Below are 12,008 nucleotides of genomic sequence, written 5' to 3'. Positions count from 1 at the left end.
ATACTGCATGTAAGGCTCCGCACGGCGACAGCACTGTGCCCCGGCAATCTATTCCGGGCGCGCATCCGCGGCGGGCTTTCGAACCCACACTATCCCTTCAGCTCCGCTCACGTCCGTGGGAGTCCAAGAATGTCGTTGCTCACATCCGGCGGTTGCATCCGGCGCCGGAGGAGGGGTCTGCGCGGCGAGGACGGTAGGCGTCCGTGACGCCCGACCCGCGGGAAGGAGCGTCACGGTCCCGCAACCGCCCGCCGTCCCCGCTGCCCACCGATTTCTACACAGCGTAAAAGGGTATGATGGGCCTTGTCTTTTACTCCGGAAGAAACGAAAGTGTTGCCTTGTGAAGACCCAGCAGGCTCCTGCTCCGGCACGTTCCCCGCAGGCCCGTCAGGGTTTCGGTCGCAAAGCGAAGGCCTACCTCGCGCTGACGAAGCCCCGCGTGATCGAGCTGCTCCTGGTCACCACACTTCCCACCATGATCTTCGCCCAGGGCGGGTTCCCTCCCCTCGGGCTGATCCTCGCCACGATGGTCGGCGGGGCCCTCGCAGCCGGTAGCGCCGGCGCCTTCAACTGCTACATCGACCGCGACATCGACAAGCTGATGCACCGCACGGAGAACCGGCCCCTCGTCACGGGGGAGGTCACCCCGCGCGAGGCACTCGTGTTCTCCTGGGTCCTCAGCATCGTGGCGATCGCCGTGCTCTGGTTCGGCGCGAACCCGCTCGCGGGCATGCTCGGTGTCGCAGCCATCTTCCTCTACGTGGTTGTGTACACGCTGGTCCTGAAGCGTCGCACCTCCCAGAACATCGTCTGGGGTGGAGCAGCGGGCTGCATGCCCGTGCTCATCGCGTGGGCCGCGGTCACCGGTTCCGTGGACTGGCCCGCCGTCGTGCTGTTCCTCATCATCTTCCTGTGGACCCCGCCGCACTACTGGCCCCTGTCCATGAAGTACAGCGACGACTACAACGCCGCCAGCGTACCGATGCTCGGAGCCATCGCCGGGGCCCGCACGGTGTCCGTCCAGGTGGTCCTCTACGCCTGGGCCATGGTCGCGTGCTCGCTCCTGCTGATCCCCGCCGGTGCCGGCTGGGTGTACTCGGTCGCGGCCCTCGTCGGCGGTGCCTGGTTCATCCGCGAATCCCACCGCCTCCACTCCCTGGCACAGCAGGGCGAGCTCAGCAACAAGGCCGCGATGAAGGTCTTCCACGGGTCGATCAGCTACCTGACGGTTCTCTTCCTCGCCCTCGCCGTCGATCCGTTCGTCGGATCGGCCGTCCTGCCCTGATCTTCTGCCGGCCGATCCGCCCGCACGGTCGAGGACCGGTGGGGCGAGCCCCTAGGCTGTCGGCATGGACTTCACCGGCCTGATCGCCTACCCACTCACGCCCTTCGACCCGGACGGCGGCGTGGCCCACGCGGACCTCCGCTCCCTCCTCGACGGCCTGGCGGCGTCGGACGTCGACGCGATCACGGTCCTCGGATCCTCGGGGAGCTTCGCCTACCTCGACCGCACCGAACGGGCCGAGGTGGCACGCACCGCCATCGACGCGGTGGGCGGCAGGAGACCCGTCGCCGTGGGCATCAGCTCGGTCGGCACGCGGGAGGTCCTCGAGTCCGCGGTCGACGCCGAGCGGGCCGGTGCCGCCGGACTCGTCCTCTCCCCGGTCTCCTACGTGCCGCTCACGGATGACGAGGTGGTGGCGCAGGTGCATGCGGTGTGCGCAGCCACCGACCTGCCGATCTGCCTCTACAACAACCCCGGTACCACCCAGTTCGACTACTCGCTCGACGTGGTCGCCGAGGTGGCCGCGCTCCCTCAGGTCGTCGCGTTCAAGGACACCGCGCCCGACGCCGCGACCTTCAACGCGCGGCACCGTGCACTGCGGTCGCTGGTCGGCGGATCCTTCAGCCACGGCGTCAGCGGGGATGTCCTGATGATGTCCGGCGAGGTCGCTGCGGACGCGTGGCACAGTGGTCCGGCAGCACTGCTGCCCACCGTCTACGCCCGCCTCAGGTCTGCCGTGGTGGACGGCGAGCAGAGGGAGATCGACCGGGTGCGGCACGTCCTCGCCCCCCTGGTCGACCATGTGGCCGGCCTCCGGAAGATCAGCGGGCTCCACCTCCTGGCACGGGCGTGCGGGGTGGCCGCCGGTGATCCGCGGCCGCCCCTGCTGCCGAGCCCGGGGTCCGAGCTGCGCGAACTCGGCCGGCTGCTCGACGTGCTCGAGGGCGAGTTCGACGACGACTGACGCGGACCGTCCGTCCGGCGTGGCCGCCGACGTGGCCGCCGGACTCGCGCATCACCTCGCGATGCCGGCGGTCGCGCTATGCGACGGGCTGCGGGACCCTCGTCGCCGCGACCGTCCCCGGGAGGGTGCGTCGGGTCGTCCCGGTGTAGTGCGCGTGCACCGCAGCTGCCATCAGCAGCGACGCGCCGAGCATGTGCAGCGCCACGAGCACGACCGGCAGATGCAGGAAGTGCTGGGTGTAGCCGATGGCTCCCTGGACGAGCACGACGGCGGTCAGCAGGACGAGCGCCTTGCGGAGCTTCGCGTGGACGTCCGTGCGGTAGGCGACGACGACGGCGAGTGCCACCGTGGCGACCAGCAGGTACACCGGGACCGCATGGAGACGCGTCATGAGGTCGGAGTCGAGGCCGTTGCGCGCGGCACCGTGGTCCCCCGCGTGCGGCCCCGAACCCGTCACGATCACGCCGAGGACGACGGCTACCGAGGTCAGCACGGTCGAGGTGACGAGGAGCTGCCGCAGGAGTGCCGGGGCTGCCGCGGGCCTGCGGATCGCGTACTGCTCCGTCGTCAGCCGTGCGCGGTTGACGAGGACGGTCGCGAGCGCCACCAGGACCATCGAGACGATGAAGTGCAGTCCCACGATCCAGGGGTTCAGCCCCGTCCATACCGTGATGCCGCCGATCACGGCCTGCGCCGGGATGCCTAGGAACAGTCCCACGGAGAGCCTGAACAGGTCCTTGCGCTCCCGCCGCATCCCGAGCACGGCCACGATCATGGCGACGGCGATGATGACGAGCACGAAGGTCAGGAGGCGGTTGCCGAACTCGATGACCCCGTGGAAGCCCATCTCGGGCGTGGTGACGATCGACTCCGGCGTGCAGCGCGGCCACTCGGGGCACCCGAGCCCCGAGGCCGTCAGGCGGACAGCCCCGCCGGTGACGACGATGGCGATCTGGGACACGAGGGATGCGATCGCGAGGCGGCGCACCAGCGGTGTGGTGGTCCTCGGCAGGCGGCCGGTGAGGCGGGTAAGTGCGGGGAAGGTCATGAGATCAGCTCCATTTGAACCAGCGGATGGCCGCCAGGCCGGCGAGGGTGGCCCAGGCGAGGAGCACCAGGCACGCGAGAGGGTCGAGGGCGCCGTCCACGAGGGCGTTCCGCAGGCCGTCGCCGAGTGCGGAGGACGGCAGGATCGAGACGAACGGTTCGACGGCGGCGGGGAGGCCCGTGGCCGGGATGATCACGCCGCCGGCGGCGGCGAGGAGGATCCAGACGAGATTGGTGACCGCGAGGGTCGCCTCGGGCCGCAGCGTGCCGGCGACGAGGAGTCCGAGGGAGGTGAACGCCGCGGAGCCGACGAGCAGCAGGAGGGCGGCGGGGAGGATCCCCTCCGGCCGGGGAGACCATCCCAGCAGCAGCGCGGCTCCGCCGATCACCACGAGCTGCACGGCGAGGACGGCGGCCACGGCGACGGCTTTGCCGAGGATGAGGCCCGATCGACCGAGCGGAGTGGTCGAGAGGAAGCGGAGCACCCCGTACCGCCGGTCGAAGCCCGTGGCGATTCCCTGGCCCGTGAAGGCCGTCGACATGGTGCAGAGGGCCAGGACTCCCGGGGCGGCGACGTCGATGCGGCTCGGCCCGTAGGCGTCCAGCAGGGGGGTGACGACGAGGGCCACGAGGGCGAGCAGCGGCAGCACGATCGCGAGCACCAGCTGCTCCCCGTTGCGCAGCATCGCCAGCGCCTCGTAGCCGCCGTGCCGGAGCACCCGCGCGGACAGTGGCGCGGCCGTCCCCGACGTCGTCCTGCCGCGGGGGAGGGGCGCGGCAGGAAGGCCGGAGGCCGTGTCGGGGCGGCTCATCGGATGCTCCGTCCGGAGATGTCCAGGAAGACGTCCTCGAGGGATCGGGGCGCCAGGGAGATGGTCGTGGGCATGACGCCGCAGGAGGCCCACCAGGTGGCCAGGTGTGCGACGTCCTCCGCCGTGAGCGTGCCCCGCAGGACGTACTGCCCGGGTTCGGATTCGAGCTGGTGCAGATGGGGGAGGAGGCCGGGCGGGAGTGTGAGCCCGGGGACGGTCTCGAAGCGCAGCTCGCGCATCCCGTCCGTCTCGCTGTCGGCCGTGAGCTCCGCGACGGTCCCTTCGGCGACGGTCCGGCCGCCCTCGACGATGTACACGTAGTCGGCCAGCTTCTGGGCGTCGTCGAGCAGGTGCGTGGTCAGGACGACCGCGAGGCCGTCCGCTCGCAGTTCCCTGATGAGATCGAACACGATGGTCCGCGACTGGGGGTCCAGACCTGCACTGGGTTCGTCGAGGAACACCACCTCGGGCCGACCCACCAGGGCGCAGGCGAGGGCCAGGCGCTGCTTCTGCCCGCCCGAGAGCCGGCGGATCGAGACGGCGCCGAATTCGTCGAGCCCGAGGCGCCCGGCGAGGTCGTCGACCGGCAGGGGATCGCTGTACATCGAGGCGACGTGGCGGAGCAGTGCCAGCGGCCGCACCGACGGAGGCAATCCGCCGTCCTGCAGCATCACGCCGACGCGGGCGCGCAGGTCCGGCGATGCACGATACGGGTCCTGGCCGAGGAGTCGCACCACGCCGCCGTCGGCGCGCTGGAGTCCCTGCGCGCACTCGAGAGTGGTCGTCTTGCCTGCTCCGTTCGCGCCGAGGAGCACGGTCACCGCCCCGTGCGACGCCCGGAGGTGCACGCCGTCCAGCACGCGGACCATGCGCCCGTCGAGGGAGCCGACCGGACCGAAGTCCTTGATCAGGCCGTCGATCTCGAGGGCGGGGGCAGTAGTCGGCACCCTCATATTCTACGACAGGTAGTAGTGCTGCGGAGGGTCCTCGATGGGTAGCCTCGCCTAAGTGGTCGGCCGGAATACATTAGGTCATGCTTGTGTTGTGTATTTTGTCGCCGACGGAAGGAATGGACTGTGACCGTATCGCCACGCGCCGCCTTCTCCACTCCGGATCCCGCGACGGCGGCCGGCCCGCGCAGAGCGCAACGGACGGCCCAGATCGTCTCCCCGGATCCCGACGAGCGCACCAGGGACCGGGTCCTGTCCGCGGTCCTCGAGTGCGGCCCCGTGAGCGCCGCGGAACTCGGTGACAGTCTCGGATTCACCCCCGCAGCCATGCGGCGGCACTTGGACGCACTGTCGCAGGACGGCCTGATCGAGGTGAAGCGCGCGCGGAGCTCCGCCACCGGCGCGGGACGCCCCGCACGCCGCTACGTGCTCAGCCGGCGTGGCCAGACCGAGATGGGCGACGACTACCTCGACATCGCCACCGCTGCGCTGGCGCAGCTCGGTGCGGCCGCGGGCCCGGAGGCCATCGAGGAGTTCGCCCGTGCGCGCTTCTCCGGGATGGAGGAGCGTTACCGGCCCGTCGTCGAGGCCGCGGGTCCGGACCTCGAGGCACGGGCCCGGGCGCTGGCCGGTGCGTTGACCGCTGACGGCTTCGTCGGGTCGACCAAGACCGTCGGACTGCCGCAGCTTCGGGGCTCCCGCCCCGTCGCGTCCTCGGCCAGGCCGGTGATGCTGAGCGTGCAGCTCTGCCAGGGCCACTGTCCCATCCAGGGGCTCGCTTCGGCCTTCCCCGCCTTCTGCGAGCAGGAGACCGGCGTGTTCTCCCGGCTGCTCGGCGTCGACGTCCGGCGCCTCTCCACCCTGGCGGCAGGCGGCCACGTCTGCACCACCCACATTCCCCTGGGACGGACGACGGCGGCACCTGCCGCGCCGGCCAGCCCGGATGCTCCCGGCGCCGCCGAATCCACGGCGGCTGCGGAAGCCGCGCCGCCCAGCAATCCAGCAACCCCTTCTATCCATCAGCAAGGAAGGCCGTGATGACGGATCAAGTAGACCGCAAGCCAGCCGCGTCGGTAGTGCCGGAGTCGGTGATCAGCGACATCCTGGAGAAGAACCCGGAGCTCGAGGGCATCGGTACCTACCAGTACGGGTGGGCCGACAAGAACGAGGTGAGCGACAACGCCCGCCGCGGCCTGAGCGAGGAGGTCGTCCGTGACATCTCCGCGAAGAAGAACGAGCCCCAGTGGATGCTCGACCTCCGCCTCAAGGGCCTGAAGTACTTCGACCGCAAGCCCATGCCCGCCTGGGGTGCAGATCTCTCCGGCATCGACTTCGACAACATCAAGTACTTCGTGCGGTCCACGGAGAAGCAGGCGAACACGTGGGAAGACCTCCCCGAGGACATCCGCAACACGTACGAGAAGCTCGGCATCCCCGAGGCGGAGCGTGCACGCCTCGTGTCCGGCGTCGCTGCCCAGTACGAGTCGGAGGTGGTGTACCACCAGCTCCGTGAGGACCTGGAGCGCCAGGGTGTCCTGTTCCTCGACACCGATACCGCGCTGCGCGAGCACCCCGAGATCTTCAAGGAGTACTTCGGCACGATCATCCCCGTCGGGGACAACAAGTTCGCGTCGCTCAACACGGCCGTGTGGTCGGGCGGTTCCTTCGTCTACGTCCCCAAGGGCGTCCACGTGGAGATCCCCCTCCAGGCCTACTTCCGCATCAACACCGAGAACATGGGCCAGTTCGAGCGCACGCTGATCATCGCGGACGAGGACTCCTACGTGCACTACATCGAGGGCTGCACCGCCCCGATCTACACCTCGGACTCCCTGCACTCGGCCGTCGTCGAGATCGTGGTCAAGAAGGGCGCGCGCGTCCGGTACACGACCATCCAGAACTGGTCGAACAACGTGTACAACCTCGTGACCAAGCGCGCCATCGCGCACGAGGGCGCCACCATGGAGTGGATCGACGGCAACATCGGGTCGAAGGTCACCATGAAGTACCCGGCCGTCTACCTGGTCGGCGAGCACGCCAAGGGTGAGACGCTCTCGATCGCCTTCGCCGGCGAGGGCCAGCACCAGGACACCGGGTCGAAGATGGTGCACATCGCGCCGAACACGAAGTCCTCGATCATCTCGAAGTCCGTCGCCCGTGGCGGTGGCCGCGCCGCGTACCGCGGTCTGGTCCAGGTCCGCGAGGGAGCCAAGCACTCCGCGAACACGGTGCGGTGCGACGCCCTCCTGGTGGACACCATCTCGCGGTCGGACACGTACCCGTACGTCGACATCCGCGAGGACGACGTCACCATGGGCCACGAGGCGACGGTGTCGCGCGTCAGCGAGGAGCAGCTGTTCTACCTGATGTCCCGCGGCCTGCCGGAGGACGAGGCCATGGCCATGATCGTGCGCGGGTTCATCGAGCCCATCGCACGCGAGCTGCCCATGGAGTACGCGCTCGAGCTCAACCGGCTGATCGAACTGCAGATGGAAGGGGCCGTAGGCTAGTAATGGCTGAGACCACCCACACGGAATCCACACCCGACACCGCGCCTGACGCCGAGGTCACCGATCTCGGCGACCTCGACGAGAAGGCGCGCCTCGGCGCTCCCGCAGGCGCCGTCGACCGCTCGAGAGCGATCGACGGCTTCACCGAGGAGGGCGAGTCCCTCTCGACCGGGGACACCGGCAGCGAGCAGCTCGGCCTGAAGAAGCACAGCCACGGCAATGCCCCGGTGATCCCGGAGGCGTCTCGCGGTGAGCGTCGCAGGTCCTTCGACATCGCGGACTTCCCGACCCTCACGGGGCTCGAGGAGGACTGGCGTTTCACCCCGCTGAAGCGCCTGCGCGGCCTGCACACGGAGGCGCTGTCCGCCGCTGCGCCGGCGGTCGAGGTCACCGGGGCCGGCAACGTGACCGTCGAGACGGTCGGTCGCGACGACGTCCGGCTCGGCGCCTCGGCGACCCCCGAGGACCGCGTGTCCGCCGCCGCGTGGAACGCCTTCGGTGACGCCACCGTCATCACCGTCCCGCAGGAGACCGTGGCCGACGGCGAGGTCATGGTCAGCGTCCGGGGGACGCACGCCGAAGCCTCGGCGCAGCACATACTCATCGACGCGAAGGCCTTCTCGAAGGCCGTCGTCGTCCTCGACCACCAGGGCTCGGCGACGCTCGCGCAGAACGTCGAGATCGTGGTCGGCGACGGCGCGGAGCTCACCGTCGTCAGCGTCCAGGAATGGGACGACGACGCCGTGCACGTCTCCTCGCAGCAGGCGAAGGTGGGCCGCGACGCGCGCTACAAGCACGTCGTCGTCAGCCTCGGCGGCGACCTCGTGCGGCTGACGCCGTCGTCGATCTTCACCGCGCCCGGCGCGGAGGTCGAGATGTACGGGCTGTACTTCGCCGACGCCGGCCAGCACCTCGAGCAGCGCCTCCTGGTGGACCACGCCGTACCCAACTGCAAGTCCCGCGTCACCTACAAGGGCGCCCTGCAGGGCGACGACGCGCACACCGTCTGGGTGGGCGACGTCCTCATCCGCAAGGCCGCCGAGGGTACCGACACCTACGAGACCAACCGCAACCTGATTCTCACGGACGGTGCGCGCTCGGATTCCGTGCCGAACCTCGAGATCGAGACCGGCCTGATCGAGGGTGCCGGCCACGCCAGCGCCACCGGCCGCTTCGACGACGAGCACCTGTTCTACCTGATGGCACGCGGCATCCCCGAGAAGGCTGCACGCCGCCTCGTGGTCCGCGGGTTCCTCACCGAGGTCATCCAGCAGATCAAGGTGCCCGCCCTCGAGGAGCGCCTGTCGGAGTCCGTCGAGCGCGAGCTCGCTGCGGGCAACCTCTGATGGCTGCCGAACCCCGCGGCGAGCTGATCTGCAGCGTCGACGACATCCAGGTCAAGCAGGCCCTGAGGGTCCTCATCGACGACTACCCCGTAGCCGTCGTCCGTGACTCCGACGGGGAGATCCACGCGCTGGGGGACACCTGTTCCCACGCGGACATCTCCCTCTCGGAGGGCGATGTCGAGGGGTGCGCCATCGAGTGCTGGGGCCACGGTTCCCAGTTCGACCTGCGCAGCGGCGCCCCCCTGCAGCTCCCGGCGTACGAGCCGGTCCCGGTCTTCGCGCTGGAGATCCACGACGGCAACGTCTACGTCGATGTCACCACCGTCACCAACGGGGCGCCGGCACCGCAGTTCGGCTGACGGAACGCCGTCCCGCACCCCCTACTTCCTGCACTCTTCCTGCACCAGCAGGCGAAGGAGAAAGAACACGATGTCCACACTTGAAATCAAGGACCTGCACGTCAGCATCGACACCGAGCAGGGGAATGTCCCCATCCTCAAGGGCGTCACGCTGACCATCAACACGGGCGAGACCCATGCCATCATGGGGCCCAACGGCTCCGGCAAGTCGACCCTCGCGTCGACCATCGCCGGCCACCCCCGCTACACGGTGGACAGCGGCTCCATCACGCTCGACGGCGAGGACGTCCTGTCCATGAGCGTCGACGAGCGTGCGCGTGCCGGCCTCTTCCTCGCGATGCAGTACCCCGTCGAGGTCCCGGGCGTCACCATGACCAACTTCCTGCGGACCGCGAAGACCGCCCTCGACGGCGAGGCGCCGAGCCTCCGCCACTGGACCAAGGACGTCAAGACCGCCATGGCCCAGCTGCGCATCGATGCGGACTTCGCCCAGCGCAACGTCAACGAGGGCTTCTCCGGTGGTGAGAAGAAGCGCGTGGAGATCCTGCAGCTCGAGCTCTTCCGCCCCAAGTTCGCCATCCTCGACGAGACCGACTCCGGCCTCGACGTCGACGCCCTGAAGGTCGTCTCCGAGGGTATCAACCGTGAGCACTCGAAGGGCGAGATGGGCACGCTCCTCATCACGCACTACACGCGGATCCTCCGCTACATCAAGCCGGACTTCGTCCACGTGTTCGTCGCCGGTCGCATCGCCGAGCAGGGCGGGCCCGAACTCGCCGACCAGCTCGAGGCCGAGGGCTACGATCGGTTCACGGCCCAGACTCCGGTCGAGGCCTAGGACCACTCCGATCTCCCGACCGCCGTCGGGATACGCGAAAGGAACAGTTCGATGACTGATGTGCAGCAGGCGCAGACCGCGCTGGGCGACGTCGAGGAAGCGCTCCGTGATGTGATCGACCCCGAGCTGGGCGTCAACATCGTCGATCTCGGCCTCCTCTACGGCCTGAAGTACGCGGAGGACGGTGCCCTCCTGATCGACATGACCTTGACGACGGCGGCCTGCCCGCTGACCGACGTGCTCGAGGAGCAGGTCGGCCAGGCGCTGGACGGCGTCGTGGACGAGTGGCGCCTCAACTGGGTGTGGATGCCGCCGTGGGGTCCCGAGAAGATCACCGAGGACGGCCGCGACCAGATGCGGGCACTCGGCTTCAACATCTGATCGTCCGACGCCGGCTGCCGATGTCGGCTGCAGACGGGCGTGATGGACATGGAGGGCGGTTCCGGCGACGACCGGGACCGCCCTTCTGCGGACCCGGCGGTTTCATCCGACGACGCTCCCGTGGTCCTGCCCGCGGTCGTCCTCCTCGTCGTCGTGCTCACCCAGCCCCCGGGCGGCCAGCGCCTCACCCGTCCGGTGCGCGTAGGCGACGGCGCCGAGGACCAGCGGGGTCACCGCGACCCGGGGGCTCCGCTCCAGGCCCCGGGCGCGTGCTGCCTCCCGGACGTCGACGAACAGGCCTGCGAGGTAGGGGATGCTCCGCAGCATGATGGACAGGGCCAGGGCGAAGCGTTCCGGGTCGGCGCCCAGTCGCCGGAACGGGCGGGCGAGCGACGCGGTGCCGTCCAGCAGCACCTGCAGGGGAGTCGTCAGCGTCACCGACCGCGCCGCGAGGAGGCATCCCGCGATCCCGCCCACCACGACGAACGCCTGGACCCAGCCCTGCGAGAAGCCCTGGTAGAGCGCGAGGATCCCGAGCACGGGGGCCACCGGAAGCAGCATCCGCGCCGTCTGCAGCACGGATTGTCGGGCGCCGATCAGCAGGCCGGCGAGCGCGAGTACCAGGACGGTGCTCGTGGTGGGCACGGAACCCCACCCGACGACGGCGATCGCGCAACCGAGTGACGCCGCCGCTTTCGGTGCAAGCGGCAACCGGTACAGGAGGCCCGCTCCCGGACGGTACAGGCCGAGCGTGCTGCCGAATCCCCTCACGGCAGGAGGTGTCCGTCGCCCGCCGGGCCGCCGTCGGGCTGGGCGGACAACGCCCGGTAGAAGGACACCGCGTCGTCGGGCCTGCCGTCGAACACCACCCGTCCGCCGTCGATGACGAGGGTACGCTCCGCCTCCCGGGCGAAGTCGAGGTTGTGGGTGGTGAACACCACCTGCTGCCCGAGGCCGGCGAGCAGGGCTCGCACGGCCCTGTCGTTCCGCAGGTCGAGCAGCGTGGTCGGTTCGTCGGCCAGGAGGATGTGCGGCTCGACCGCGAGGACCACGGCGAGGGCGAGGATCTGCCGTTCACCGCCGGAGAGGTCGTAGATGCTGCGGTCGGCGAGGTGCTCCAGGCCGAAGTGCCGCAGCACCTCGCCGGCGCGCAGCCGGCGCTCCGCGGCAGGCAGCTTGCGGGTCCGGAGGGACAGCTCGACGTCCTCGCGTCCCGTGGGCATCACCAGCTGCGAGAGTGGATCGGTGAAGACGAACCCCACCGATCTGCGGACGGTGCTGCCGGCCTTCCGGGTGTCCCGACCGAGGACCTCGACCCGCCCCTGCGAGGGCAGCCGCAATCCGTTGACGAGGCGGAGGAGGGTCGACTTGCCCGAGCCGTTGGCGCCGATGACGGAGATCCGTCGTTCCACCAGGGACAGGGTCAGCGGGTGCAGCAGCGTGCGCCGGTCGTCGTCCGACCGCACTGCCGCTCCGATGAACTCGATCATCGTCGGCGGGCTCGGCAGTCGGGGCG

At 69.6% G+C, this 12,008-nt stretch carries 13 protein-coding genes; 8 read left to right on the top strand and 5 right to left on the bottom strand.

Annotated elements, in window-relative coordinates; all coding sequences use genetic code 11:
• The first annotated feature begins 340 nt into the window (after positions 1-340).
• A complete protein-coding gene (locus ACTIMO_RS05430) occupies positions 341-1,285 on the top strand; it encodes a heme o synthase (RefSeq protein ID WP_448181724.1) in 945 nt (314 codons plus the stop codon).
• A gap of 64 nt (positions 1,286-1,349) precedes the next feature.
• A complete protein-coding gene (locus ACTIMO_RS05425) occupies positions 1,350-2,249 on the top strand; it encodes a dihydrodipicolinate synthase family protein (RefSeq protein ID WP_055773506.1) in 900 nt (299 codons plus the stop codon).
• A 76-nt stretch (positions 2,250-2,325) separates the two neighbouring features.
• Here the strand turns inward: ACTIMO_RS05425 and ACTIMO_RS05420 are convergent, their stop codons facing one another.
• From ACTIMO_RS05420 to ACTIMO_RS05410, 3 genes are read right to left on the bottom strand one after another with little or no spacing between them, the layout of a single operon-like run.
• Positions 2,326-3,297 carry a COX15/CtaA family protein gene (locus ACTIMO_RS05420; protein WP_448181723.1) on the bottom strand — a complete coding sequence of 324 codons (972 nt, stop codon included), beginning with the start codon at positions 3,295-3,297 and terminating at the stop codon, positions 2,326-2,328.
• Between the two features lie 4 nt (positions 3,298-3,301).
• Positions 3,302-4,108, bottom strand: coding sequence for an ABC transporter permease (locus ACTIMO_RS05415; RefSeq protein ID WP_448181722.1), 807 nt, complete (start codon positions 4,106-4,108; stop codon positions 3,302-3,304).
• Positions 4,105-5,061 carry an ABC transporter ATP-binding protein gene (locus ACTIMO_RS05410; protein WP_448181721.1) on the bottom strand — a complete coding sequence of 319 codons (957 nt, stop codon included), beginning with the start codon at positions 5,059-5,061 and terminating at the stop codon, positions 4,105-4,107. Before ACTIMO_RS05410 ends, ACTIMO_RS05415 begins: the two co-directional genes overlap by 4 nt.
• Before the next feature lie 123 nt (positions 5,062-5,184).
• On the opposite strand from ACTIMO_RS05410, the gene ACTIMO_RS05405 reads away from it, so the two are divergent.
• From ACTIMO_RS05405 to ACTIMO_RS05380, 6 genes are all read left to right on the top strand, one after another.
• Positions 5,185-6,096 carry a helix-turn-helix transcriptional regulator gene (locus ACTIMO_RS05405; RefSeq protein ID WP_448181720.1) on the top strand — a complete coding sequence of 304 codons (912 nt, stop codon included), beginning with the start codon at positions 5,185-5,187 and terminating at the stop codon, positions 6,094-6,096.
• A complete protein-coding gene (gene sufB / locus ACTIMO_RS05400) occupies positions 6,096-7,568 on the top strand; it encodes a Fe-S cluster assembly protein SufB (protein WP_448181719.1) in 1,473 nt (490 codons plus the stop codon). Before ACTIMO_RS05405 ends, sufB begins: the two co-directional genes overlap by 1 nt.
• Before the next feature lie 2 nt (positions 7,569-7,570).
• Positions 7,571-8,914 (top strand): Fe-S cluster assembly protein SufD, encoded by a 1,344-nt coding sequence (sufD, locus tag ACTIMO_RS05395; protein WP_448181718.1) that lies wholly within the window; start codon positions 7,571-7,573, stop codon positions 8,912-8,914.
• Complete coding sequence (locus ACTIMO_RS05390) at positions 8,914-9,273, top strand: non-heme iron oxygenase ferredoxin subunit (RefSeq protein WP_055773499.1); 360 nt, start codon at positions 8,914-8,916, stop codon at positions 9,271-9,273. The genes sufD and ACTIMO_RS05390 overlap by 1 nt, the downstream gene beginning before the upstream one ends.
• A gap of 70 nt (positions 9,274-9,343) precedes the next feature.
• The gene (sufC, locus tag ACTIMO_RS05385; RefSeq protein WP_448181717.1) at positions 9,344-10,111 is read left to right on the top strand and encodes a Fe-S cluster assembly ATPase SufC; all 768 of its coding nucleotides are present in this window, start codon (positions 9,344-9,346) and stop codon (positions 10,109-10,111) included.
• A 51-nt stretch (positions 10,112-10,162) separates the two neighbouring features.
• The gene (locus tag ACTIMO_RS05380; protein WP_055773495.1) at positions 10,163-10,492 is read left to right on the top strand and encodes a metal-sulfur cluster assembly factor; all 330 of its coding nucleotides are present in this window, start codon (positions 10,163-10,165) and stop codon (positions 10,490-10,492) included.
• Positions 10,493-10,594: 102 nt separating this feature from the next.
• Here the strand turns inward: ACTIMO_RS05380 and ACTIMO_RS05375 are convergent, their stop codons facing one another.
• Together ACTIMO_RS05375 and ACTIMO_RS05370 are read right to left on the bottom strand one after the other, a co-directional pair.
• A complete protein-coding gene (locus tag ACTIMO_RS05375) occupies positions 10,595-11,263 on the bottom strand; it encodes an energy-coupling factor transporter transmembrane component T family protein (protein ID WP_422391827.1) in 669 nt (222 codons plus the stop codon).
• Positions 11,260-11,982: an energy-coupling factor ABC transporter ATP-binding protein gene (locus ACTIMO_RS05370; RefSeq protein WP_448181716.1), complete on the bottom strand. Its 723-nt coding sequence runs from the start codon at positions 11,980-11,982 to the stop codon at positions 11,260-11,262. The genes ACTIMO_RS05375 and ACTIMO_RS05370 overlap by 4 nt, the downstream gene beginning before the upstream one ends.
• Positions 11,983-12,008 lie beyond the last annotated feature (26 nt).

The sequence above is a fragment of the Arthrobacter sp. CP30 genome (assembly GCF_053470025.1).
The sequence above is the reverse complement of the archived record's forward strand: the minus strand, read 5'-3'. Positions and strand labels throughout refer to the sequence as shown.

Coding starts and splice junctions, on each gene's coding strand:
- ACTIMO_RS05425 (WP_055773506.1), top strand. CDS start 1,350: ATGGACTTCACCGGCCTGATCGCCTACCCACTCACGCCCTTCGACCCG.
- ACTIMO_RS05420 (WP_448181723.1), bottom strand. CDS start 3,297: ATGACCTTCCCCGCACTTACCCGCCTCACCGGCCGCCTGCCGAGGACC.
- ACTIMO_RS05415 (WP_448181722.1), bottom strand. CDS start 4,108: ATGAGCCGCCCCGACACGGCCTCCGGCCTTCCTGCCGCGCCCCTCCCC.
- ACTIMO_RS05410 (WP_448181721.1), bottom strand. CDS start 5,061: ATGAGGGTGCCGACTACTGCCCCCGCCCTCGAGATCGACGGCCTGATC.
- sufB (WP_448181719.1), top strand. CDS start 6,096: ATGACGGATCAAGTAGACCGCAAGCCAGCCGCGTCGGTAGTGCCGGAG.
- sufD (WP_448181718.1), top strand. CDS start 7,571: ATGGCTGAGACCACCCACACGGAATCCACACCCGACACCGCGCCTGAC.
- ACTIMO_RS05390 (WP_055773499.1), top strand. CDS start 8,914: ATGGCTGCCGAACCCCGCGGCGAGCTGATCTGCAGCGTCGACGACATC.
- sufC (WP_448181717.1), top strand. CDS start 9,344: ATGTCCACACTTGAAATCAAGGACCTGCACGTCAGCATCGACACCGAG.
- ACTIMO_RS05380 (WP_055773495.1), top strand. CDS start 10,163: ATGACTGATGTGCAGCAGGCGCAGACCGCGCTGGGCGACGTCGAGGAA.
- ACTIMO_RS05370 (WP_448181716.1), bottom strand. CDS start 11,982: ATGATCGAGTTCATCGGAGCGGCAGTGCGGTCGGACGACGACCGGCGC.